Origin of the sequence: Salinisphaera sp. Q1T1-3, assembly GCF_003602005.1 — a bacterium.
Taxonomy (GTDB): domain Bacteria; phylum Pseudomonadota; class Gammaproteobacteria; order Nevskiales; family Salinisphaeraceae; genus Salinisphaera.
This window is the reverse complement of record NZ_QZWD01000013.1, coordinates 80,918-104,203: the sequence shown is the minus strand read 5'-3', so window position 1 is coordinate 104,203 and position 23,286 is coordinate 80,918. Positions and strand designations below refer to the sequence as shown.

Here is a 23,286-nt window from a genome sequence, read left to right as displayed (position 1 = left end):
TGTCAGCGGTCGGCCTCGCCGGTCTCGCGCGGCGTCAGACAGACCGTGTGCCGCGCGCCGGTCTCGACTGCAATCTCGACCAGTGCGGTCAGCGTTGCGTCAGCATAATTGTAAACACGTAGCAGCATCGCGAGGCTTGCCGGCGCGACACAGGCCACGCCGGCCAGCCCATCCGCCGCGGCCAGGGCCGCGTTGGCCGGCGTAGCGCCCGCGATGTCGACGAGGACGAGCACGCCGTGGCCCGCATCGAGCTCGGATAGTCGGGTCGCGATACGACGCTGTGCCGCATCCGGCGACTCCGCTGCCTCGACATCCACGACGGCGACATGCGCGCCGCGGGTGCCGACGACGTGTGCGGCCGCCGCATGCAATGCGCCGGCCAGCGGCGCGTGGCCGACGACAAGCACACCGACGCGTGCCAGATCGTCGCTCACAGTTCGTTATGGCGCACCAGGACGTGCGCGTGATCGGCCTTGAGTTGTTCGGCGATACGCTCGGCGAGATAGACCGAGCGATGCTTGCCGCCGGTACAACCGATCGCGACCGTGATGTAGGTGCGGTCCTGGATCGCGAAATCGGGCAGCCAGCGCTTGAGAAACGCACTGATGTCGTCGCGCATGGCAGGAATCGCCGGCTGGGCGGCGAGGTGCGCGGCGACCGGTTCGTCCAGCCCCGTGAGCTCTCGCAGTTCCGGGACCCAGTGCGGGTTGGGCAGGCAGCGCACGTCGAAGACGAAATCGACGGCCGGGGGCAGGCCGTACTTGAACCCGAACGACTGCACGAGGATGGACAACTTGCCGTGGGTTGCCCCTTCGACCTCGTTGCGCACGATGTCCCGCAACTGATGGATGTTCAGTCGGCTGGTGTCGATGCTGACATCGGCGCTCTCGGCGATGGGCCGTGTCAGATCGATGTCCGCGCTGACGGCATCGACCAGCGTGCGATTGTCGCCGCTGAGCGGGTGACGCCGCCGCGTCTCGGAATAACGCCGCAGGATGGTGTGTTGATCGGCGTGCAGATAGATCACCCGGATGTCGATGCCGGCGGCGCGCAGGCTGGCGATGCGCTCGGAAAACCGTCCGATTTCGGCTTCGCGTGCCCGGGCATCGATACCGACGGCCAGTCGATCGAAATCCAGGCCCTGTCGATTCAGGGTTTCGGCCGACACCTCGCCCAGCAACCCGAGCGGGAGATTGTCGATGCAGTAATAGCCGAGATCCTCGAGCATGTTCAGGGCCACCGATTTACCGGCGCCGGCCAGACCGCTGACCACGATCAGTCGCATGAATTTCGTCCTATGGCTTGTGCTTGGCGCTGGGCGAACTGCTCGTCGGAGTGCTGGCCCTGCATGCGCAACAGATGGTCACGCGCGGCGGCCTCGACGAGCACCGACAGATTGTGCCCGACCGCGACCGGCAGGCAGATTTCCGGGATTCGTGTTTCCAGAATCTCGCGCGTGGCGCGTGCGCCGGTCAGGCGGTCGGGTTCGACTGCGGTGCCGGCTTCCGGGCGGTCGAGACGGATGATCAGGCCGAGCTGTTTGCGACGCTTGATCGCGGCCTCGCCGAACATCGCCCGGATGTTCAGGATGCCGAGACCGCGCACTTCCAGAAAATCCTGGAGCAGGGGCGGACTGCCGCCGTTGAGATCGTCCGGGCCGAGCAGCACGAATTCCGGCGCATCGTCGGCGACGAGCCGGTGGCCGCGGTTGATCAGCTCCAGCGCCAGCTCGGATTTGCCCACGCCCGGCTCGCCGACCAGCAACAGGCCGATCGACAGTACTTCGAGGAATACGCCGTGCAGGGTGATCTGGCGCGCGAGTGTCTCGCCGAGGAAATGGCGCAGCCGGTAAGCCACGCGATGGCCGGACGCCGGCGTGGTGAAGACCGCGATCCCGGCCTGGCGCAGCGCGGCGTGCAGGGCCTCGGGCAGACGACAGTCATCGGCCAGGATGACCAGCCGCGTGCGGCCGGTCACGATCTGGGTCTGGACATGGGCGGTCAGATCCGGTGACAGGTCGGCCAGATAGGCGATCTCGGGCTGGCCGACGATCTGCACCTGGGGCGGGTGAATGAAATTGAGATAGCCCACGGTCGGCACGCGCCAGCCGTGGTGCGTGGTCGCGCCGATTGTCTCCGCCGCGCCGATGGCCGGTTCCGGCCAGCGCAGATCGAGCGAGGCGGCCAGCCGCTCGAACACGGTCTCGATGGCCACGCGTCGCGCATCGGACTGGGCCACGGCCGAATGGATCGCCGTTTCGATTTCGATCATGCGGCGGTTCGTCGAACGAGAGAACGAGCGCTCACGACCCGGGCCACGTATCAGCCGGGGATGGTGTCGTGGGCGAGCAGGGCGCGATGCAGCGCGGCATCGTCGCCGGCTTCGCGCAGATCCGCCACGATCTCGTCTGCTGAGAAGATCTCGGCCAGAGCGCGCAGCAGTTTGAGGTGTTCGTCGGTGGCCGACTCCGGCACCAGTAGACCGAAGATCAGGTCCACGGGGGCCTCATCGGCGGCTTCGAAATCCACGCCCTGGGGGAGTTGGATGAAGGCACCGATGGCGTCATCGATGCCTTTCAGGCGGGCGTGTGGAATCGCGACACCGTCGCCGACGGCCGTCGTGCCGATCTTCTCGCGGCCGATGAGGCCGTTGAAGACGTCGGCGGCGGTCAGATAGGGCGTGCCATCGGCGAGTATCTCGGCCAATTGTTCGAGCGCGCGTTTTTTCGACTGGACGTCCGGGACGATCCGGACACGGTCGGCGGCGACGATGTCTGCGATATTCATGTGGCGCGGATCAGTCCGTGCTCATGTCGATATGGCGGGCATCCCGGTTGTGGTGATCGCACGCCTTCTCCTTGTGCCGGATCGTCTGTCGGTCGAGCTTGTCGACCATGCAATCGATGGCGGCATACATGTCCTCCTTCACGGCCTCGGCGTGCAGCTTGGCGCCACGGATCTGCATCGTGGCCTCAGCCTTGTGTCGCAGCTTTTCGACCTCGAGAACGACTTCGGCATCCAGCACGTGATCGAAATGACGCTCGATGCGTTCCATTTTCGAGGCGACGTAATCGCGCAGTGCGTTCGTCATGTCGACGTGGTGGCCGGAGATATTGAGGTTCATCGCGTGCTCCTTGGCAGCATTGTGGACGAGCAAGGACGGGGCTCAGCCTGTCTTCTGACGTCGCTCGTGCGACGGCGGAATCGACAGTGCTTCGCGATACTTCGCCACGGTTCGCCGGGCGACCTGGATTCCGTTGTCCAGCAGAAGCTCGGCGAGCTTGCTGTCGGACAGCGGCTTGCGGGCGGTCTCGCCGGCGACCATGCGCTTGATCATGGCCTGAATCGCGGTGGCGGAGGCGGAGCCGCCATCGGTGGTCGAAACGTGGCTCGAGAAGAAGTACTTGAGTTCGAACACGCCACGCGACGTCTGCATGTACTTGTTCGCAGTCGCGCGCGAGACCGTGGATTCGTGGATTTCGAGCTCTTCGGCGACATCGCGCAATACCAATGGCTTCATGGCCTCTTCGCCATATTCCAGAAAACCCCGCTGGGCTTCAACTATGCATTGCGCGACCTCGAGCAGGGTGTCGTTACGCGATTTCAGACTGTTGAGGAAGAAGCGGGCTTCCTGGAGATGCGACTTCAGCGTGGTCTGGTCGGCCGATTTGTCGGCGCGCTTGATGAGGGCCAGATACTGGGCGTTGATGCGCAGCCGCGGGGCGATGTCGGGATTCAGCGCGACGTGCCAGCCCTCGCTCGTGCGCGTGACGAAGACTTCGGGCACCACGTAATCGGCTTCGTGCTCGGCAAACGCATCGCCCGGGTGTGGCTGCAGCGTCTGGATCAGGGCGATGGCGGTATCCAGCGCTTCGAGTTCGACCCCGAGCCGCGCGGCCACGGCATCGCGCTTCGGCTCGGCCAGGCACGCCAGCGACTCCTCGCGGATCAGACGCCGGGCCAGGGCATGGCCCGGCGTGTCGGAATCGATGCCGGTGAGCTGGATGTCCAGGCACTCGGCCAGCGACCGCGCTGCGACGCCGGGCGGGTCGAAATCCTGGACCACGGTCAGCACGGCCTCGACGTGGGCCGGCGTCAGTTCGAGATCGGCGGCGATGCGCGGCGCGATCTCGTCCCAGTCGAGCAGCAGGCCGTTGGCATCGATCGCATCGATGATGACCTCGGCAGCAGCACGCTCGCCCGGGCTGAACGAATGCATGTCCGCCTGCCAGACGAGATGCGCATGCAGATCCGGCGTGCTGGTCAGATTGGCCTGACGGAACGCCCAGTAATCTTCGTCGTCGGTGCTGCTGGCCGCCGGGGCCGCGGGCGCGCTGCTACCGGCGTAGATATCGTTCCAGTCGGCATCGACCGGCAGATTCTCCGGAATCTCGGCGTCGCTGCTGTTGGTGCGCTCGGATGATTGGGCGGCGGCCTCGCGCGCATCGATCTCTTCGTGGCCTTCGTCGGCCTCCAGCATCACGTTGGATTCCAGCGCGTCCTGGATCTCGGTTTTCAGGTCAAGCGTGGACAGTTGCAGCATGCGGATCGCCTGCTGCAACGCTGGCGTCATCGTCAGCGTCTGTCCGAGATTGAGTCCCTGCGACAGCTTCATATCGCGTCGTGCCTGCACTGGTCGGCCAAACCATCGGTTCGGTGGCGTGTGACAACACGGGGCGGCGCAGTCCAAACCGTCGCATCACGCACATCCGCTGTCGGGCGGTATCCGGTGTGCATGGCCCCGGCATGGGGCGTGGCGGATTGCGTCATAAGCGGAAATCCTCGCCCAGATAGACGTCGCGGACCTTCTGGTCGGCCAGGATAGCGTCGCCAGCACCATCGGCGATGACTTCGCCGTCGGCCAGAATATAGGCCCGATCACAGATCGAGAGTGTCTCACGAACGTTGTGGTCGGTAATCAACACGCCGATACCACGGCCCTGCAGATGGCGGATGATGCCGCGGATATCGCCGATCGAGATCGGGTCGATGCCGGCGAACGGCTCGTCGAGCAGCATGAACGTGGGTTCGGCGGCCAGGGCCCGGGCGATCTCGACACGGCGTCGCTCGCCGCCCGACAGGCTCATGCCCTTCGAGTCGGCGATATGGCTGATCGACAGCTCGTCGAGCAGGTTGGTCAGCTCGCCTTCGATGTCGGCCTTGGACAGGCCCTCGCGGACCTGCAGTATCGCGCGGATGTTGTCGGCCACCGACAGCTTGCGGAAGACAGAGGCCTCCTGGGGCAGGTAACCGATACCCAGGCGGGCACGGCGGTGCATCGGCAGGCCGACCAGATTCCGGTCGCCGAGACGGATCCGGCCCTCGTCGGGATTGACCAGGCCGACGATCATGTAGAACGAGGTGGTCTTGCCGGCCCCGTTCGGCCCGAGCAGACCGACGACCTCGCCGCGCGCGACCCGCAGGTCGACGCCGGCCACGACTTCGCGGCCCTTGAAGCGCTTGCGCAGGCCGCTGGCGATGAGTTCGGCTTGGGTGTCGGAAACAGGGGATGTCGCAGCCATCACGGATTGTCCTGATTCGGCTGAATGGTGATGTGCACCCGCTGACCGTCCTGGCCGCCGCCCTGTGCATGGGTGACACCGCTGTCGACATTGCGGGTGATCACCGGGCTGTTGATGGTGTCGCCGCCGCTGCGCTCGAGTACGGCATTGCCGCGCAGCGTGAGCTCGGCGTTGCTGTTGGTGTAGGTGATCGAGCTGGCGTGGCCGGTCACGGTCTCGTTGTTCTCGGCATCCGGCTTCTTGTCGATGTGCGCCGGACTGCCGGTGAGCACGGCCTTGATGTTGCCGCGATCGTTGATGCGCGTGACCACCAGCTTGCTGCCGGTCAGCGTCATGCCGCCGCGTGTGAGCACGACATCGCCGGTGTAGGTCGACACCCCGGATTTCTGGGCGAAATCGGCATTGTCGGACTGGATCTGGATCGGCAGCTGTCGACTGCCGGCATCGGCCGCCGTGGCGTTGCCGGCAGCCAGTGTGCACAGCGCCAGTGTTGCAACGAGTGTCAGCGACGTCTTACGGAGCATAGGTGACATGCACATTGTTGAGGAGGTTCAGCTTGTTGGTTTCGAGATTGACACGCATGCCGTCGCCGGTGACGGTCTGGCCGGGCTCGAACGCCTTGACGTGGGCATCGGACTCGATGAGGTTGCGATCCGGATAGACCCAGGCATGCGTGGTCTCCAGGCGTACCATCGCGCCGTTGTCGCGGGGATGACGCCCCGTCACGCCGTCGTAGAGATAGAGGCTGTGGGGCTGATCGGCAGGCACGTGCCCTTTGTTGGCATGCAGATGCCAGTACGTGGGCGTGCCCTTGACGTAACGCACATCGATATCGCTCAGGCGCGCCGAATCGTCCGGGAAATGCAGCGCCTCGACGCTGTGGGCCCGGTAGGCGAGACGACCTTCGGGCGTCAGCTGGTAGATCGTGGCGTCCTTGAGGTAGTAGTCGCTGTTTTCGGGCGTTGTCACCGGTGTCTGATCGGCGGTGCGCTGGCTGGCCTCGCGATGCGCGGCCAACCAGCGGCCGGCCCCGATCAACAGGCCGAGCACGATCACGAGCGCTATCGCCAGCCGCCACATGATCAGCGGGCCTCGCGGGCGTCGAGGATCAGGTCGCAGGCCTGGCGCACGGCGCCGTGGCCCCCGGGAGCGGCGCTCACCCAGTGGGCGGCCCGGCGCAGGGCCGGTACCGCATCGGCGACCGCCAGCAGCAGGCCGGGGCCCGCCGCCAGCGATTCGGCCAGTGCCAGGTCGGGCAGATCGTCACCCATGATCGCGATCGCCCGATCGGCGATGTCCAGCTGCGCGGTCAGCGCGGCAAGCGCGGCCGGCTTGTCCGCACAGGCCAGATGCACATGCGTGATACCGAGTTCGGCGCAGCGCGCCGCCGTGGCCTGCGAGGGGCGGCCGCTGATTACCGCGATCTGGACGCCATGCTGCATCAGACGTTTGAGACCGAGGCCGTCACGCACGTGGAAGGTCTTGGTTTCGCGCCCGTCCTCGTCGAGATAAAGCCGGCCGTCGGTCATCACGCCATCGACGTCGAACACGGCCAGTGTGATGCCGGCCGCGCGTGTTTCCAGCCCCGTCGCGGGGCCTTGCGGTGACAGGAATGTCATATCACGCCCGCCCGCAGCAGATCCTGCATGTTCAGTGCGCCCACCGGACGGTTGTCGTCGTCGACGACCATGAGGGCGCCGCCGCCGATGCGATGCGTCTCGAGCAGGCGCACCGCTTCGGCGGCGAGCACGTCGGCCGCCACGGTCTTGGGTTCGACGGTCATGTGGTCCCCGATGGTCGCGGTCTTGATGTCGATGTCGCGATCGAGCGTACGCCGCAGGTCGCCGTCGGTGAACAGGCCGGCCAGACGACCGTGGGCATCGATCACGCCGGTCATGCCGAGCCCCTTGGCGGTCATCTCCAGCAGCGCATCGCGCAGGGCCGCATCGCGATCGACCAGCGGCAGGGCATCGCCGGTGTGCATGAGGTCGGCGACGGTCAGCAACAGGCGCCGGCCGAGCGAGCCGCCCGGATGACTGCGCGCGAAATCCTCGATCGTGAACTCGCGTGCTTCGAGTAGCGCAATGGCCAGCGCATCGCCCATGACCAGCGTGGCCGTGGTCGAGGCCGTCGGCGCCAATTCCAGCGGACACGCCTCGGTTGCCACGGATACGTCGAGATGCACGCTGGCATGCCGGGCCAGGGTGGAATCGGCGCGTCCGGTCAGGGCGATCATCGGCACGCCCATGCGGCCGAGCAGCGGTAGTAGTGTGAGGATCTCGGCGGTCTCGCCCGAATAGGACAGGGCGATGACGACGTCGTGGGCCGTGATCATGCCGAGATCACCGTGGCTGGCCTCGCCCGGATGGACGAAGAAGGCCGGGGTGCCGGTCGATGCCAGGGTCGCGGCCACCTTGCCGCCGATATGCCCCGACTTGCCCATGCCGGTGACGATCACGCGCCCGGTGCAGCCCAGCAACGCATCGGCGGCGCGTGCGAAGTCGTCGTCGATGCGTTCGGCGAGCGAGGCGGCGGCGGCGGCCTCGATGCCGATCACGCGTCGAGCGGTGGCGATGAGCGTCGTACTGTTCATGGGGGCGAGTCTATCGCAGGCCGGGGGGGCGACGTGCAACAACGATGCCATGTGCAGGCGTTGACAGATCGGCCCCGTTGGGGTCGGGGCCGGACACGCGTATACTCCGCCGCCTTGCCCGATCATCGACGACTCATGACGGATACCGCGATATCCTTTCGGGATGTCCACAAGCGCTTTGCGACCACGCACGCGCTCAAGGGCGTTTCCTTCGACATCAAGCGCGGCGAATACTTCGGCCTGCTCGGGCCGAACGGCGCCGGCAAATCGACATTGATCTCCATCACCGCCGGGCTGGCTCAGGCCTCGTCCGGCAGCGTGGCCGTGCTCGGCCATGATGTGGTCACCGACTATCGGGCCGCGCGTCGCGCGCTCGGTGTGGTGCCACAGGAGCTGGTTTACGACCCGTTCTTCTCGGTCCGCGAGATGCTGCGTCTGCAGGCCGGTTATCAGGGCTGTGGCAAGGAGGTCTGGCCCTGGATCGACGAGCTGCTCGAGCGGCTCGAACTCGAGGACAAGGGCGCGAATTCCATCCGCCAGCTCTCGGGCGGGATGAAACGACGGGTTCTGATCGCCCAGGCGCTGGTGCACAAGCCGGAAGTCGTGATCCTCGACGAGCCGACCGCCGGCGTGGATGTCGAGCTGCGACGCACGCTGTGGGATTTCACCCGGGAACTGCATGCGGCCGGCCACACGATCGTGCTGACCACGCACTATCTGGAAGAGGCCGAGGAGCTGTGCGATCGCATCGGTATCCTCAACCACGGCGAGCTGCAGGTGCTCGAGGACAAGAACGCGCTGCTGGGTCGGCACCCCTATCGGTTCCTGTCGCTGGAGCTGGCCGCCGAGGGCACGACCGAGGCACTGCCGGCCTATGTGGAACGCCTGGTCGAGGATCGCCACGACAACACCATCGATCTCAAGCTCAAGCAGGGCGAGGACTTCATCGGTGAAGTCATTGAAGGCGTGCGCGGCGCGGGCTGGCGCATCGTGGATGTGCACACGCGCGAGCCGTCGCTGGAAAACATCTTCGTGGAGCTGACGATGGACGAGGATTCCGCGACCACGGGAGACACGGCATGAACTGGCGCGGCTGCTACACCCTGTTCATCAAGGAAGTCCGGCGTTTCTACAGCGTGATCCTGCAGACCGTGGGCGCGCCGGTGATCACGGCGCTGCTCTACATGCTCGTGTTCGGCCAGGTACTGTCCGGCCAGACCATCGAGGGCGTGCGCGCGGTCGAATTTCTGGTGCCGGGGCTGATGATGATGTCGATCATCCAGAACTCGTTCGCCAACACCTCCTCGTCGATCACGCAGTCCAAGATCATGGGCAATCTCGTATTCCTGCTCATGTCGCCGCTGTCGGCCTTCGAGATCTATCTGGCCTATATCGGGGCCTCGCTCGTGCGCGCCGTGCTGGTCGCGATCGTGCTCTATATCGTCACGCAGTTCTTCGTCACCGTGCCGATCCACCATCCGCTGCTGATGCTGGTGATGCTCATCTTCTCCGGCGGTACGCTCGCCGTGATGGGCATGATCGCCGGAATCGTGGCCAACAAGTTCGATCATCTGGCGGCCTTCCAGAATTTCTTCATCCTGCCGATGAGCTTTCTCTCCGGCGTGTTCTACTCGATCCACAACCTGCCGGCCTTCTGGCAGAAAGCCTCTTACTTCAATCCGTTCTTCTACATGATCGACGGATTCCGTCACGGTTTCTTCGGTGTGGGCGATGCCAATCCCGTGGTCAGCCTCATCGTCGCGGCCGCGTTCTTCGTGATCGTGTCCGCCGTTGCCATCGCCATGCTCGCGCGCGGCTACAAGATCCGCGGTTGATCGCGTAGCATCCGCGTCAGTTTTTGAAGGACGATTCGTCATGTACAGCCCCGACGCCATTCGCGAACTCATCGAAGCCGGACTGCCGGATGCCCAGGTCGAAGTCATGGGCGACGACGGCACCCATTTCGCCGCCCGCGTGATCAGCCCGAGCTTTGAAGGCAAGGGCATCGTCGAACAGCACCGCATGGTCTACGCCACGCTCGGCGAGCGGATGGGCGGCGAGATCCATGCGCTCTCGCTCAAGACGCTCACGCCCCAACAGGCCGGCACGGCCTGATCACCGGAAAACGCCATGGACCTGCTGCGTATTCAGGGCGGTGGCCCGTTGTCCGGCACCGTGCGGGCTTCGGGTGCGAAGAACGCCACGTTGCCGATCATGACGGCCGCGTTGTTGATCGATGAACCGTTGTTCGTCGAGAACGTGCCGCATCTCGAGGATGTGACGACCACCAACGTGTTGCTCGCCCATATGGGCGTGTCGGTGACGGTGGGCGATTACATGGTCATCGAGGCCGATGCCTCCACGATCACGCACTGCGTGGCGCCCTATGATCTGGTCAAGACCATGCGCGCCTCGATTCTCGTGCTCGGGCCGCTGCTGGCCAAACGCGGCGAGGCCGAGGTCTCGTTGCCGGGCGGTTGTGCCATCGGTGCCCGGCCGGTGGATATCCATCTGCGCGGCCTGGAGGCGATGGGTGCCGAGATCCGTGTGGAAAACGGTTACGTCAAGGCACGCTGCAGCCGTCTGAAGGGCGCGCACATCACGATGGATCTGGTGACCGTGACCGGCACCGAGAACCTGATGATGGCCGCCACGCTGGCCGACGGCGACACCATTCTGGAAAACGCGGCCCGCGAGCCGGAGATCGTGGATCTGGCCAACTGCCTGACCGCGATGGGGGCCGAAATCCACGGCGCCGGCACCTCGACGATCCGGATTCGCGGCAAGAAGAAGCTCCACGGCGCGACCCATCGCGTGGTCCCGGATCGTATCGAGACGGGCACCTATCTGGTGGCCGGGGCCGCCAGTCGTGGCAAGGTCACGGTCACGCATACCGAGCCGGCGCTGATCGATGTGGTGCTGGCCAAGCTGGCCGAAGCCGGCGCCGAGGTCACCCAGGGCAACGACTGGGCCTGCGTGGACATGCAGGGGCGCCGGCCGCGTTCGGTGGACGTGCGCACCGCGCCGCACCCGGGGTTTCCGACCGACATGCAGGCCCAGTTCTGCGTGCTCAACGCGGTCGCCGACGGTGTGGGCATGGTGACCGAGACGGTCTTCGAGAACCGCTTCATGCACGTCTGCGAGCTGGAACGCATGGGCGCGCGCATGCGCCAGGAAGGTCACACCGTGCGTGTGACCGGCGTGGAGCGTCTGACCGGTGCGCCCGTGATGGCGACCGATCTGCGTGCCTCGGCCAGCCTGGTCATCGCCGGCCTGATCGCCGACGGCGTGACCGAAGTCCGGCGGATCTATCACATCGATCGCGGCTATGAGTGCATCGAGGAGAAGATGGCGCAGCTCGGCGGCGTGATCCAGCGGGTGCCGGACAAGGCCCCCGTCACCGCGCGCGAGGTCGTCTGATGAACGCTGCTCCCGATACGCTGACCCTGGCGCTGTCCAAGGGTCGTATCCTGGACGATACGCTGCCTGTGCTCGCGGCCGCCGGCATCGAGCCGGAGGAGGATCCGGACACCTCGCGCAAGCTGGTCTTCGCGACCAACAAGCCGGGTCTGCGGCTGCTCGTGATCCGGGCCTCGGACGTGCCGACCTTCGTTACGCATGGCGCGGCGGATGTCGGCGTGGCCGGCAAGGATGTGCTCATCGAGCACGGCGGGGCGGATCTCTACGAGCCCGTGGATCTGGGCATTGCCCGGTGTCGGTTGATGACGGCCGGGCTGCCCGGGGCGATCGAGGCCGCGGCACACCGGCCACTCCGCGTGGCGACCAAATACGTCGAGACCACGCGCGCGCATTTCGCCCGGCTGGGTCGTCAGGTGGAGATCATCAAGCTGTACGGCTCGATGGAGCTGGCACCGATCGTCGGGCTGGCCGATGTCATCGTCGATCTCGTGGATACCGGCAACACGCTCTATGCCAACGGGCTCGAGCCGTTCGATCTGATCGAGGACATCAGTGCGCGTCTGGTCGTCAACAAGGCGGCCCAGAAGATGAAGCACGCCCAGATCGAGGAACTGGTCACCCTGTTCGCCAACGGTTCGGGGCGCACGGCATGATGCGCCGTCTGGCCACCGATGATGCCGACTTCGGCGCTGCCTTCGCGGCGCTGACCGATCGCGACAGCCCGGCGCTGGCCGAGATCGATGCGCGCGTGGCCGAAATCATCGCCGACGTGCGTGATCGCGGCGATGCGGCCGTGGTCGAGCACACCCGACGCCTCGACCGGCGTCCGGATGCGACGATGGCCGCTCTCGAGATCGATCGATCGGCCATGACCGCCGCCCGCGATGCGCTGGACCCGGCCGATCGCGAGGCCCTGGAAGCAGCGGCCGCGCGCATCGCCGAATTCGCGCGCTCGCAGTGCCTGACCGATCACAGCTACACGGATGCCCACGGCAACCGGCTCGGCCAGGTCGTGCGACCGATCGAGCGCGCCGGCGTCTATGCGCCGGGTGGCAAGGCGGCCTATCCATCGAGCGTCCTGATGAATACCGTGCCGGCGCGCGTGGCCGGTGTGTCCGAAATCACACTGGTCTCACCGGCTCCGGACGGCACCGTCAACGACTGGGTGCTGGCGGCGGCGGCGGTCGCCGGTGTCGATCGTCTGTTCACCATCGGCGGGGCACAGGCCGTGGCCGCGCTGGCCTACGGTACCGAGACGATTCCCGAGGTCGACAAGATCGTCGGACCGGGCAATGCCTATGTGGCCTCGGCCAAGCGACAGGTCTTCGGCCGGGTCGGCATCGAGTCGGTCGCCGGGCCCTCGGAAGTGCTCATCGTGGCCGACGGCACGGGAGATCCGCGCTGGACCGCGCTGGATCTGTTCGCACAGGCCGAACACGACGAAATGGCGCGTGCCATGGTGGTCTGCCCCGATCGGGCCTATCTCGACCGGGTCGCTGCGGCCGTTGCCGACATGATCGACGATCAGCCGAGGTCCGAGATCATCCGGGTCTCGCTGGCCAATCACGGCGCGCTGATTGCCTGTGCCGATCTCGACGAGGCGATGATGCTGGTCAATCGCATCGCGCCGGAGCATCTGGAACTGGCGGTGGCCGCACCCTGGTCGCTGGTCGATCGGGTGATGCATGCGGGAGCGGTTTTCTGCGGTCATCGGACGCCGGAGGCGTTCGGGGATTACTGCGCCGGCCCCAACCACGTGTTGCCGACCGGGCGTACGGCACGTTTCTCGTCGGCGCTCGGCGCCTACGACTTCCAGAAGCGTATCTCGGTGGTCGAGGCCAGTGCCCCGGGGGCAGCGGCACTCGCTCCGATTGCGGCGCGGCTGGCCCGCGGGGAAGGGTTGTTCGCACACGCGGCGTCAGCCCGGGCGAGATCGGACGAGGCGGGCTGAACGCCGGGCACGTGGCCCATGCTATAGTCGGGATTCGCTTGGGCGCCGGCACCGTCGTGCCGCGTGATCGGGAAATCGTCTATGGCCAGCCGTCGTTCTTCCATGACTCTCTACAGCCGCGACAACTGTGTACACAGCCATCGCGTCCGGCTCGTGATGGAAGAGAAAGGGGTCGCCAACTACGAGATCGCCTGGCTGCGTGATGGCGAGGAAAGCGAAGATCTGCTCGATCTGAACCCGTACAACTCGGTGCCCACGCTGGTCGAACGCGAGCTCGTGGTCTATGACCCGCGCATCATCGTCGAATACATCGACGAGCGGTATCCGCATCCGCCGCTGATGCCGGTCGATCCGGTTCTGCGAGCCCAGTATCGGCTGGCCATCTATCGCATGGAATGCGATCTGTATCCGTTGTTCGAGGATCTGGAGTCCACGCCGGCCGTGGCCCGCAAGGCGCGGAACCGCATGACCGAGCTGTTGACCACGCTGGCCGCCGATTTCTCGCCGCGCCAGTACATCGGGGAAGAATTCTCGCTGTTGGATTGTACGTTGGCGCCCATATTGTGGCGTCTGGAACATCATGAAGTGACCTTGCCGAGCAAGCAGGGCGAGCGATTGGCGAAATACGCCGCGAGACTGTTCGCCCGGCCGGCCTTCGAACGGAGTCTGTCTCCGGTCGAGGCGGAGATGCGCCCGGCAATGGCCGCAAACTGACCGACTCACGACGACAATCTTTCGAGGCGATCACCATGGCCGAGCAGCAGCTGACTTCTCGCCGTCCCTATCTGATTCGTGCCCTCTACGACTGGGTGCTCGACAACGGACTGACGCCGCATCTGCTGGTGGCAGCCGATGCGCCCGGTGTGGATGTGCCACGCCAATTCGTGACCGACGACGGCAAGATCACCGTAAACGTCAGCCCGGGCGCGGTGCGCGGACTGTCGCTGGACAACGAGATGATCCACTTCTCGGCCCGTTTCTCCGGCGCGAACTACAACGTGGTCGTGCCGCCCGGCGCTGTGCTCGCGCTCTATGCGCGCGAAAACGGCGAAGGCATGCTGTTTGGCGAAGTCGAAACTCCCGAAGAGGGGCCTGCGCCGGTGGCCACTGATGACGGCGGGACCGAGGATGTCTCTCAGGCCGACAACGCCCGCGACGATGAGGCCAAGAAGAAGCGTGCGCATCTGAAGGTCGTCAAATAGACCGAATCGCGGGGCAGCGCCCGTGATTCGGTCGGCAAGGCTGAGCGGCGCCTGCGTTATTAACCCGGCCTAAAAATAGATGATTTTTCGGGTTGATAACGCGCGCGTGTGCGACAGCATGCGCGCCACGCCCAACGGCCGTGAAGCCATTGAAAATAAAAGGACGGACAAGGGCCGGCGTTTCTTTCGATGGCGTTGAAAACAGCGGACGTCGTCAGCTGTTCTGGTACCGGATTAATAACAAGACTGGGCAGGCGCCGTCGTCACGCAGGCGATATAGGCGCGGCCCGTTCCGGCCTGCCTGGCGCGGCGATCATGGCCGTCAGTCTATGGCGACGGCTCCGCGTCGAGCCAGTCCTCGATCAGCCGGCATATGCAGTGGATGAACAGCAGGTGCATTTCCTGAACACGCGCGGTGACGGTATCGGCCACGCGCAGTTCGATATCGTCAGAACCCAGCTGTTGTGCTATACGCCCGCCGTCGCGCCCGGTCAGGGCGATCACCCGCATGTCGCGGGCCTGGGCGGCATCGATTGCGGCAACCACGTTGGCCGAATGGCCGCTGGTCGAGATCGCCAGCAGGATGTCGTCGCGGCGTCCGAAAGCCTCCACCTGACGCGAAAAGACTCGTTCATAGCCGGCATCGTTGGCGATGGCGGTCAGGGTCGACGACTCGGAGACCAGCCCGATCGCCGGCAGGGCCCGTCGATTGCGCTCGAATCGATTGACCAATTCGGAGGCGAAATGCTGGGCATCGCCGGCTGACCCGCCGTTGCCGCACGACAGGATCTGCCCGTCATTGGAAAGACAGGCGATCATGGCCTCGGCTGCGGCAACCAGCGTGTCGCGATTGTCGGCTAGGGTGTGTTCGTTGATGGCGCGATTCGCCGCGAACATGTCATCGATGACGAGATGACGATCGTCGGGCTTGGCGGAGTCATTCGGCATAGAAAGCGTTCTCTATCCAGTCCAGGTTATCCTCGCCGTCCACGCCGACGACATCGAAACGGATCGCCAAGCGTGCCCAGCGCGGGTTGTCGGCCAGCAGCTGGCGTGTGGCCGAGACGATGCGGCGCTGCTTGGTGCGGGTCACGGTCGCCGCAGCGCTGCCATAATCGCTGCGCGCCCGGTATCTGACCTCGACGACCACGAGCGTATCGGCCTGGCGATAGACCAGGTCCAGCTCGCCGCCGCGGGCATGATAGTTCTGCGCGACCCGACGCCAGCCGCGCTGCCGGGCCGCACGATCGACGTGCCGCTCGGCAGCCTGGCCGCGTTCTAGTTTCGTGCGCCCGAAGACCACTGGTCGCCAGCGCCGTTATCCGAGTCGGGCGCGTAGCTGTCACGCTCGCTCATCGGGGCGCCGTTGTTGCCGCTCGCGGGCGTGCTCGACGACTCGGCCTTGCCGGTGCCGGTGGCGAAGTTCGGCGTGTTGCGCGCATCCGAGAGCCCCGGCATCGACAGCGTCTGCGGCCGACCGTTGCGGAAGACCGCCCAACCGAGATAGCGGGTGATATGGCCGCTCTGCTCGGGCTTGAGCACGCCGGTCATGCCTTCCAGGGGCTGACCAGCGGTGAGATCGCCCTGAGCGGCCCGACGGGCCAGGACCCAGGCATCCATGCCCATGGCGAACAGCCGGGCATAGGACGTGGCTTCGTCGCCGTAGGCCGAAGCGGCTTCGCGACGCAGACGCTCGATGGTGCCACCGGAGCCGAGCAGCCAGGGCATGTCCACGAAATAGACGCCGTCGAGGTCGATGTCACTGCCCGGGTCGACCTGCCCGGAGAAGCTGTGCGAGGTGCTGACCATCGGCAGATCGGCAGCGTGGTAGTACTTCAGCTGGCTGCGGATGAGCCGGGCCTGCGTGGGCTGGGCCGCAACGAAGATGAAGTCCGCGGCACGCTGATTGCCGTTGCCCAGAAGCTGCTGGATCGCCTGACTGTGGTCGTGCGCGCTGCCGTCGTAGCTCCGATAGTCGACCAGGCGGCCCCCTTCGCCGTTGAAGGTCTTGCGAAAGCCATCGAGTACCCGGTCACCCCAGTCGCCCCGCGGCACGAGAACCAGGGCGTTTTGGTATCCCTTGTCCAGGGCGTGGCGGGCCGCCGATGCCGCTTCGTCGGCGGGATCGAGACCGAACTGATAGAACCCGTTGCGGGCGACGGGCTGGTCGATCGTGTTCAGGGCGATCTCGGGAATCGACAGCGACTGTCCGGCCATGGCGCCGACCTTGGACTTGTCCAGCGGCCCGACGAGAACGCCGATGTTGTCACTCGTGGCGCGCTGGGCCAGGGCGCTGGCGCCCTGATTGCTGCTGTCGTAGAACAACGGCTTCGGCAGGCCGGCGCTGTTGTTCTGATAGGCGAATTCGAACCCGTCACGAATGGCCTGTGCGGCGTTCTGGAACTGGCCGCCCATCGGGAGCGCCAGCGCGACCTGCCCGTTCGGGGCGCTGACCTGCGCATTGCCGGGGCCGCCCTGGGGCATGCCTCGTTCGGTGGGGGTCACCGACATGGTGTTGTCGTAGTTGAAACGACGCGGCAGCACATCGCGATTGGCCGCATGGCCCGGGTAATCCTGTTGCCACTGGGCCAGGGCCTTGTCGCGGGCGTCGGCGCTGGAGTACTGGGTTTCACCGATATTGGCGAGTGCGAGCCAGCCGCGGGTCGTCTGATCGGCGTTGGCGGCGTCCGGGCTGTCCGGGCCGATGCCGAGACCGATGGCATCGCTGGCCTTGTCGTAGATGCGCTCGTCGTTGGCGCGCATCGCTGCGTTATCGTCGAGCCAGGCGTCGCGCTGCACGAGTGCCTTGATGCCGGCAACAATATTGTTGTTGGCGAACTGCAGGCTGGCCCGTTTTCCCCAGACGCGTTCGGCCACGGCCGGTGCGGTGTTGCGTGCCGGCGGCGGCAGATGGGACAGCGCCTCGCCCGGCGGCAGATCGGCAATGGCGATCTCGCGCTGGGCCAGGTTGTAGCGCGCGTGATCGACATCCGAGAGCGTGCCCGGATCGATGTTGCCGAGCATTCGGCGCGCTGTCTGGGCGTCGCCGGCCTGGGCGGCCGCGAGGCCGGCTTCGAGGCGGTAGCTGCGCTGCGCCTCGGGCTGACGAGCGTTGACGGCGGCCTGACTGTAGAGCTGCGCGGCGCGGTTGTAATCGCCCTGCGCGGCCGCGGTGCGGGCGGCGTCGATCGGGCTCTGGCCCATGCCGCCGCTCGGGCTCATCGACGATGTGGCACAACCGGCCAGCACCAGGATGAACACGGCGGCGAACGCGCCGCGTAGACTCTGCATTCTTGCACTCATTATATTCGTGGCTCCCTGGGCTCGATCTGGCGCGCAGCCCCCGTCTGCGCGACCATGTCGATCATAGCAGTGCGGCTTGCGCCGTGTGGTTGCTTGCCGTTCAGCCGGCGTCCGGTTGTCGCCGATGCGGCGAAATGCGTCCTTGGAATCGAATACCACCGAGCGATCGATGCAGCAGATATCGGGAACGCTATGGATCGTGGCCACGCCGATCGGCAATCTGGCCGATCTGGCGCCGCGCGCGGCCGACATTCTGGCAACGGTCGATGTGATCGCGGCCGAGGATACGCGTCATACGGCACGCCTGCTGACACATCTGGGCATCGATACACCGCGGCTTTCGCTGCACGAGCACAACGAGGCCGATCGGGTGCCACAGCTCGTCGGCCGTCTGGCGCGCGGCGAGAATATCGCGCTGGTCAGCGATGCCGGCACGCCACTGATCAGCGATCCCGGTTATCGGCTGGTCGCTGGCGTGCGCGAGGCCGGTCATGTTGTTCAGACCGTGCCGGGCCCATGTGCGGCGATTGCCGCACTCTCGGTGGCCGGCCTGCCGACCGACCGGTTCGTTTTCGAAGGCTTTTTGCCGGCGCGCCCGGCGAATCGGCGTACCCGTCTGGCCGAACTCGCCGATGAATCCCGCACGCTGGTCTGCTACGAATCCAGTCATCGTATCTGCGCCACGGCGGATGATCTGGGAGCGGTGCTCGGCACGCGGCCGATCACGCTGGCGCGCGAGTTGACCAAGCGTTACGAGCAGAGTGTCACCCTGGGGGCCGAGCGTCTTCCCGAATGGCTGGCGGCCGATAGCAATCGCCAGCGCGGCGAGTTCGTGCTGGTCATCGCCGGCGCGCCGACCCGGCCGGCAGCGGCGGCCGGCGAGATATCGCTCGATGCGCTGCTCGAGGAACTGCTGCCGCTGGCCGGAACCAAGAAGGCCTCGACGATTGCGGCACGTTTGACCGGCGTGGCGAAGAAAACGGCTTATGCGCGGGCGCTTGCCCTGTCCGAGTAGTGGCGAAACGGTGCGGCAGGTCGGTCGCAGTGGGGTGCGAATGGGGTCGGGCGTGCGCGGCCGTGGCCGGAAATCGACGCTCGCGCCGTCGGTACAGACGCCTTACAATCGCAGCCGGAGCCGGCCATGCAGTCGCGGCATCGCCCTGCGGTGTCGAGGAAAGTCCGGGCTCCACAGGGCAGGACGCCAGGTAACTCCTGGGAGGCGCGAGCCTACGGAAAGTGCAACAGAGAGTAGACCGCCTACGGTCCGCATGCGGACCCGGCAAGGCTGAAAGGGTGCGGTAAGAGCGCACCGCGCGTTCGGTAACGAGTCGTGGCACGGTAAACCCCGTCCGGAGCAAGACCAAATAGGAGGACGACGTGCGGCCCGCATAGTCCTCGGGTAGGTCGCATGAGGCGTTCGGCGACGAGCGCCCCAGATGAATGACTGCGCGCGACAGAACCCGGCTTATCGGCCGGCTCCTTTTATAGAACCCCAGAAACCGCGGCCCATGCCCGCGGTTTTTTTGTGGGCGGCTCACCCACCAATGCCGCCAGGGCTCGGGTTTTCCCCCACTTTGATCCACGGGCCGTGCGGATTTGTTCCGGGCGTGCGAAATCGCGTATTTAATGCTGTTTTTATATACAGTTTTAAGTGCCAAGCACTTGATGGAAAAGTGCTTGCCGGTGCCATGAGTCGTTCGGCAATTTGTTAAAGAAGCGTTTGGAACTTACTGATTGGCCGACTTTTTTACCGCGGATGTCTTCTTGACACTCTGTTTCGCCGCTGCCTATAGTGGCGCCGAAGGGAAAATTGTGGGGCAAAGTGGTTTAATCAGCTCCCGGGGGCCACCAGGTGTTCAAGGGGTCACACTCGGTCACGATCGACGCGAAGGGTCGCATCGCGATTCCAGCGTCTTATCGTCAGTCGTTGCTCGACGACTGCGGCGGCCGTCTTGTGGTCACGCGGCACTGGGACGGCTGTCTCCTGATTTATCCCGCACCCGAATTCCAGTCTTTCGAGTCGCAGCTGTTGTCGCGCGGCAGCCTCAATCCGAAGGTCCGCAACATTCAGCGTTTTTTCATCGGCAATGCACGTGACGTCGACATGGATCGCCAGGGACGTTTGCTGCTCCCTTCGAATCTGCGTGCTGCGGCCAGTCTCGAGAGCAAGGCCGTGCTCTCGGGAATCGGCAATCTTTTCGAGCTGTGGGATGAGGACACGTTCAATCAGCGCAATGCCGACACCGCCGACGCACTGGCCGAGGAAGCGGCCAACGGCGATCTGCCCGACGTGCTGATGGACATCAGCCTATGAATCCGCACGTCCACGCTCGCCTCAGCGAATCCCGGAGGGCGCCCATGCCCGAGGCCGATCACAAACCGGTTCTGCTCGATGCCGCGCTTGAGGCGCTGGCGATCCGTGCGGACGGCGTCTACGTCGATGCGACGTTCGGCCGGGGTGGCCATACGCGCGCGATTCTCGATCGGCTCGGGCCGCAGGGACGTCTGATCGCCTTCGACCAGGACCCGGATGCCGCGGCCGAGGCTGCCCATCTGCGCGATGACTCGCGCTTTGTGTTCATCGCGTCGTCGTTCGCCCGTCTCGGGGATGAACTCGCAGCGCGAGGACTGGTCGGAGGCGTCCATGGTTTGTTGTTCGATCTCGGCGTGTCCTCACCTCAGTTCGATGTCGCCGAGCGCGGCTTTTCGTTTCGTCATGCCGGGCCGCTCGACATGCGCATGAACACGCGGCAGGGCACGACGCTCGCCGACTGGCTGGCCGTGGCCTCGCACGGCGAGATCGCCCGTGTGATCAAGCAGCTGGGCGAGGATCCGATGGCCGGGCGCATTGCCTCGCGCATCGTGGCCGCGCGCGATGCCGGTACGCTCGACGACACCGCGCAGCTGGCCGCCGTGATTGCGGAGGCCGTGCCAGCCAAGATCAGCCAGGGCAAGCGCACGCATCCGGCCACGCGCACCTTCCAGGCCTTTCGCATGCACATCAACGATGAACTCGGCGCGCTGGATGCGGGGCTGGCCGGTGCGCTGCGCGCCATGACGCCGGCCGGGCGACTGGCGGTGATCAGTTTTCACTCGCTCGAGGATCGGCGGGTCAAGCGTTTCCTGCGTGCCCAGGCCCAGCCGGCGCAGCCGCCGGTGCCGATGGCCGAGCCGGTGGCGCCAGCCCTGAACCTGGTCGGCAAACCGGTGCGTGCGCGTGCTGACGAGGTGGCGGGCAATGCCCGTGCCCGCAGCGCGATCATGCGAGTCGCCGAGCGCACCGAGGCACCCGAGGTCTCGGCATGAGCCGGCGAACCCTCATCATCACTGCGCTGCTGGTGCTCAATATCGCCAGTGCCATCGGCGTGGTCGAGTCCAAGCAGAAGACCCGCGAGTTGTTCCATCAGCTGCAGGTCGAGCGGGTCACGCGTGATCGTCTGGCCACCGAATGGGCCCAGATCCAGCTCGAAGACAGCGCCTGGGCAAGCCCGGATCGTGTCTCACAGGTGGCACGCACGCGGCTGGGCATGATCCAGCCGCGCGATTACGTCGTGCTCGGAGACCAGTGATGCGGCGGGATCGGAATTCGACGAACAGGCTGCCCGGTCGCTGGCGGGCGTGGGTGGTGCTGCTGTTGTTTGTGGTCTTCGGCGGTGCGCTGGTCTGGCGTGCGGTCGATCTGCAGATCTACGACGAGCAGTTTCTGACCCATCAGGGCGACATGCGTCATATCCGCACCGTTGAGGTGCCGGCCAATCGCGGTGCGATCGTCGATCGCAACGGTCGGCCGCTGGCGCTGTCGGCGCCGACCGAATCCGTATGGGCGGTGCCGTCTGCGGTGCTGGCCGCGCCCGACAAGATCGCGCCGCTGGCGCGCCAGCTCGGCATGAGCCGCGCGGGCCTGCGTCAGCGGCTGGAGAAATACAAGTCGCGCCAATTCTTGTACCTGAAGCGCCAGCTCTCGCCGTTCGATGCGCATCAGGTGACTGCCGTGGGCGCGCCGGGTATCTTTCTCCAGCGCGAATACAAGCGATATTACCCGGCCGGTGAGGCCGCGGCCCAGCTCGTCGGCCTGACCAATATCGATGACGAGGGTCAGTCCGGGCTGGAGCTGGCGCGCAATCAGTGGCTCGAGGGCGAGCCGGGCGAGCGCAAGGTGATCAAGGACGGTCGTGGCCGCGTGGTCGACGACCTCAACGAGTTCAAGTCGCCCAAGCCCGGCCACAAGCTGCGTCTGACCATCGATGCGCGACTGCAGTATCTGGCCTACCGCAACATCAAGCAGGCCGTCGTCCAGCACAAGGCCAAGGACGGTGTGGTGGTGATGATGGACCCCAAGACCGGCGAGCTGCTGGCCGTGGCGTCCTATCCGAGCTTCAACCCCAACGATCGCAGTTCGATCGATGCGGCGGGCATGCGACTGCGAGCGGCCACCGACGTGATCGAGCCCGGCTCGACGGCCAAGCCGATCGTGCTGTCGGGGGCGCTCGACCAGGGGCTTTACGACACCTCGAGCATCATCCACACGAAAGGCTGGTTCCAGGTCGGTCGGCTGACGGTCAAGGACGAGATCAACTACGGCGACGAGGATTTCGCCAAGATCCTTCAGAAATCCTCGAACGTCGGCGCCGCCCACGTCGGACTGTCGATGGGGCCGAAGGGCGTCTGGCGCGATTTCCGCAATTTCGGTTTCGGCGAGACGACCGGTACCGGCTTCCCCGGTGAGCGTTTCGGCGTGCTCAAGGACTATTACACCTGGAACGACGTCGAAACAGCGACGGCATCGTATGGCTATGGCTTTGCCGTGACGCCGCTGCAGCTGGCCCGGGCCTACGGCGCGATCGCCAGTGACGGCGAGTTGCGCAGCATGCGTCTGATCCTGGGCAAGGGCGCCGACATGCATCCGCCGCCCCAGAAGGCGATCTCGCCGGCCACCGCGAAGACCATGCGCAAACTGCTCGAAGGCGTGGTCTCACCGCAGGGCACGGCGAATCGGGCATCGGTGCCCGGCTACAAGGTGGCCGGCAAGACTGGCACCGCGCGCAAGATCAGCGCTGACGGTTATCACCGCAATCAGCACCGGGCGTTGTTTGTGGGCATGGCGCCGGCCGACAATCCGCGGCTGGTCACACTCGTCGTCGTCGATGCCCCCACCAAGGGTTCCTACTACGGCGGCACGGTCGCGGCGCCGGTCTTTTCGCGCATCATGTCCAGCGCGCTGCGGATCCTGCACGTGCCGCCCGGCAACCCCGACATGCTCACGGCCGCGGCCGAACGCAACACGGCGGGAGGCTGA

Annotated in this window: 27 protein-coding genes and 1 other RNA gene; 14 read left to right on the top strand and 14 right to left on the bottom strand. The window is 65.6% G+C overall.

All coding sequences use genetic code 11. The annotated features are described in order from the left end of the window. Positions 1–2 precede the first annotated feature (2 nt). The 11 genes from D3260_RS12770 to D3260_RS12720 all read right to left on the bottom strand — a co-directional run bounded on the left by D3260_RS12770 (position 3) and on the right by D3260_RS12720 (position 8,114). Entirely contained in the window at positions 3–434 is a 432-nt protein-coding gene (locus D3260_RS12770; protein WP_120098985.1) for a PTS sugar transporter subunit IIA, read from the bottom strand. Further along, positions 431–1,285: an RNase adapter RapZ gene (gene rapZ / locus D3260_RS12765; protein WP_120098984.1), complete on the bottom strand. Its 855-nt coding sequence runs from the start codon at positions 1,283–1,285 to the stop codon at positions 431–433. The genes D3260_RS12770 and rapZ overlap by 4 nt, the downstream gene beginning before the upstream one ends. Continuing rightward, on the bottom strand, positions 1,276–2,271 hold the full coding sequence (gene hprK / locus D3260_RS12760) for an HPr(Ser) kinase/phosphatase (RefSeq protein WP_120098983.1): 996 nt from the start codon (positions 2,269–2,271) through the stop codon (positions 1,276–1,278). The genes rapZ and hprK overlap by 10 nt, the downstream gene beginning before the upstream one ends. A 50-nt stretch (positions 2,272–2,321) precedes the next feature. After that, positions 2,322–2,786, bottom strand: a complete 465-nt coding sequence (locus tag D3260_RS12755; RefSeq protein ID WP_120098982.1) for a PTS sugar transporter subunit IIA — start codon at positions 2,784–2,786, stop codon at positions 2,322–2,324. 10 nt (positions 2,787–2,796) lie between these two features. Beyond that, complete coding sequence (gene hpf, locus D3260_RS12750; RefSeq protein ID WP_120098981.1) at positions 2,797–3,123, bottom strand: ribosome hibernation-promoting factor, HPF/YfiA family; 327 nt, start codon at positions 3,121–3,123, stop codon at positions 2,797–2,799. A gap of 42 nt (positions 3,124–3,165) precedes the next feature. Then, positions 3,166–4,614, bottom strand: a complete 1,449-nt coding sequence (locus D3260_RS12745) for an RNA polymerase factor sigma-54 (protein ID WP_120099010.1) — start codon at positions 4,612–4,614, stop codon at positions 3,166–3,168. Positions 4,615–4,765: 151 nt separating this feature from the next. Beyond that, positions 4,766–5,521, bottom strand: coding sequence for an LPS export ABC transporter ATP-binding protein (gene lptB, locus D3260_RS12740; RefSeq protein WP_120098980.1), 756 nt, complete (start codon positions 5,519–5,521; stop codon positions 4,766–4,768). Continuing rightward, a complete protein-coding gene (lptA, locus tag D3260_RS12735) occupies positions 5,521–6,045 on the bottom strand; it encodes a lipopolysaccharide transport periplasmic protein LptA (RefSeq protein WP_158583530.1) in 525 nt (174 codons plus the stop codon). The genes lptB and lptA overlap by 1 nt, the downstream gene beginning before the upstream one ends. Continuing rightward, positions 6,035–6,601 (bottom strand): LPS export ABC transporter periplasmic protein LptC, encoded by a 567-nt coding sequence (gene lptC, locus D3260_RS12730; protein ID WP_120098978.1) that lies wholly within the window; start codon positions 6,599–6,601, stop codon positions 6,035–6,037. The genes lptA and lptC overlap by 11 nt, the downstream gene beginning before the upstream one ends. Before the next feature lie 2 nt (positions 6,602–6,603). Continuing rightward, entirely contained in the window at positions 6,604–7,140 is a 537-nt protein-coding gene (locus D3260_RS12725) for an HAD family hydrolase (RefSeq protein ID WP_120098977.1), read from the bottom strand. Continuing rightward, positions 7,137–8,114, bottom strand: a complete 978-nt coding sequence (locus D3260_RS12720) for a KpsF/GutQ family sugar-phosphate isomerase (RefSeq protein WP_120098976.1) — start codon at positions 8,112–8,114, stop codon at positions 7,137–7,139. The genes D3260_RS12725 and D3260_RS12720 overlap by 4 nt, the downstream gene beginning before the upstream one ends. A gap of 135 nt (positions 8,115–8,249) precedes the next feature. On the opposite strand from D3260_RS12720, the gene D3260_RS12715 reads away from it, so the two are divergent. The 8 genes from D3260_RS12715 (at position 8,250) to D3260_RS12680 (ending at position 14,687) form a co-directional block, all read left to right on the top strand. Further along, positions 8,250–9,197: an ABC transporter ATP-binding protein gene (locus D3260_RS12715; RefSeq protein ID WP_120098975.1), complete on the top strand. Its 948-nt coding sequence runs from the start codon at positions 8,250–8,252 to the stop codon at positions 9,195–9,197. Beyond that, positions 9,194–9,949, top strand: coding sequence for an ABC transporter permease (locus tag D3260_RS12710; protein ID WP_120098974.1), 756 nt, complete (start codon positions 9,194–9,196; stop codon positions 9,947–9,949). The genes D3260_RS12715 and D3260_RS12710 overlap by 4 nt, the downstream gene beginning before the upstream one ends. Positions 9,950–9,989: 40 nt before the next feature. Continuing rightward, positions 9,990–10,229 (top strand): BolA family protein, encoded by a 240-nt coding sequence (locus tag D3260_RS12705; RefSeq protein ID WP_120098973.1) that lies wholly within the window; start codon positions 9,990–9,992, stop codon positions 10,227–10,229. 15 nt (positions 10,230–10,244) lie between these two features. Beyond that, positions 10,245–11,534 carry a UDP-N-acetylglucosamine 1-carboxyvinyltransferase gene (gene murA / locus D3260_RS12700; protein ID WP_120098972.1) on the top strand — a complete coding sequence of 430 codons (1,290 nt, stop codon included), beginning with the start codon at positions 10,245–10,247 and terminating at the stop codon, positions 11,532–11,534. Continuing rightward, on the top strand, positions 11,534–12,187 hold the full coding sequence (gene hisG, locus D3260_RS12695) for an ATP phosphoribosyltransferase (protein ID WP_120098971.1): 654 nt from the start codon (positions 11,534–11,536) through the stop codon (positions 12,185–12,187). The genes murA and hisG overlap by 1 nt, the downstream gene beginning before the upstream one ends. Next, positions 12,187–13,485, top strand: a complete 1,299-nt coding sequence (gene hisD, locus D3260_RS12690) for a histidinol dehydrogenase (protein WP_120099009.1) — start codon at positions 12,187–12,189, stop codon at positions 13,483–13,485. Before hisG ends, hisD begins: the two co-directional genes overlap by 1 nt. An 81-nt stretch (positions 13,486–13,566) precedes the next feature. Beyond that, the gene (locus D3260_RS12685) at positions 13,567–14,199 is read left to right on the top strand and encodes a glutathione S-transferase N-terminal domain-containing protein (RefSeq protein ID WP_120098970.1); all 633 of its coding nucleotides are present in this window, start codon (positions 13,567–13,569) and stop codon (positions 14,197–14,199) included. Between the two features lie 50 nt (positions 14,200–14,249). Continuing rightward, on the top strand, positions 14,250–14,687 hold the full coding sequence (locus tag D3260_RS12680) for a ClpXP protease specificity-enhancing factor (protein WP_120099008.1): 438 nt from the start codon (positions 14,250–14,252) through the stop codon (positions 14,685–14,687). 327 nt (positions 14,688–15,014) lie between these two features. Here D3260_RS12680 and D3260_RS12675 read toward each other — a convergent pair whose 3' ends face one another. From D3260_RS12675 to D3260_RS12665, 3 genes are read right to left on the bottom strand one after another with little or no spacing between them, the layout of a single operon-like run. Beyond that, the gene (locus D3260_RS12675) at positions 15,015–15,635 is read right to left on the bottom strand and encodes an SIS domain-containing protein (RefSeq protein WP_120098969.1); all 621 of its coding nucleotides are present in this window, start codon (positions 15,633–15,635) and stop codon (positions 15,015–15,017) included. Continuing rightward, positions 15,625–15,990: a YraN family protein gene (locus D3260_RS12670; protein WP_120098968.1), complete on the bottom strand. Its 366-nt coding sequence runs from the start codon at positions 15,988–15,990 to the stop codon at positions 15,625–15,627. Before D3260_RS12670 ends, D3260_RS12675 begins: the two co-directional genes overlap by 11 nt. Next, positions 15,966–17,990, bottom strand: a complete 2,025-nt coding sequence (locus D3260_RS12665; RefSeq protein WP_158583529.1) for a penicillin-binding protein activator — start codon at positions 17,988–17,990, stop codon at positions 15,966–15,968. Before D3260_RS12665 ends, D3260_RS12670 begins: the two co-directional genes overlap by 25 nt. Positions 17,991–18,159: 169 nt before the next feature. Here D3260_RS12665 and rsmI point away from each other — a divergent pair, with 169 nt between their 5' ends. The 6 genes from rsmI to D3260_RS12635 all read left to right on the top strand — a co-directional run bounded on the left by rsmI (position 18,160) and on the right by D3260_RS12635 (position 23,286). Beyond that, positions 18,160–19,005, top strand: a complete 846-nt coding sequence (gene rsmI / locus D3260_RS12660; RefSeq protein WP_120099007.1) for a 16S rRNA (cytidine(1402)-2'-O)-methyltransferase — start codon at positions 18,160–18,162, stop codon at positions 19,003–19,005. Between the two features lie 116 nt (positions 19,006–19,121). After that, positions 19,122–19,474: RNase P RNA component class A (gene rnpB, locus D3260_RS12655), an RNA gene on the top strand. Positions 19,475–19,842: 368 nt separating this feature from the next. Next, positions 19,843–20,304, top strand: coding sequence for a division/cell wall cluster transcriptional repressor MraZ (mraZ, locus tag D3260_RS12650; protein WP_120098966.1), 462 nt, complete (start codon positions 19,843–19,845; stop codon positions 20,302–20,304). A 44-nt stretch (positions 20,305–20,348) separates the two neighbouring features. Beyond that, positions 20,349–21,296 carry a 16S rRNA (cytosine(1402)-N(4))-methyltransferase RsmH gene (gene rsmH, locus D3260_RS12645; RefSeq protein ID WP_120098965.1) on the top strand — a complete coding sequence of 316 codons (948 nt, stop codon included), beginning with the start codon at positions 20,349–20,351 and terminating at the stop codon, positions 21,294–21,296. Next, positions 21,293–21,559, top strand: a complete 267-nt coding sequence (gene ftsL / locus D3260_RS12640; RefSeq protein ID WP_120098964.1) for a cell division protein FtsL — start codon at positions 21,293–21,295, stop codon at positions 21,557–21,559. Before rsmH ends, ftsL begins: the two co-directional genes overlap by 4 nt. Before the next feature lie 56 nt (positions 21,560–21,615). Then, the gene (locus tag D3260_RS12635; RefSeq protein WP_233544064.1) at positions 21,616–23,286 is read left to right on the top strand and encodes a penicillin-binding protein 2; all 1,671 of its coding nucleotides are present in this window, start codon (positions 21,616–21,618) and stop codon (positions 23,284–23,286) included.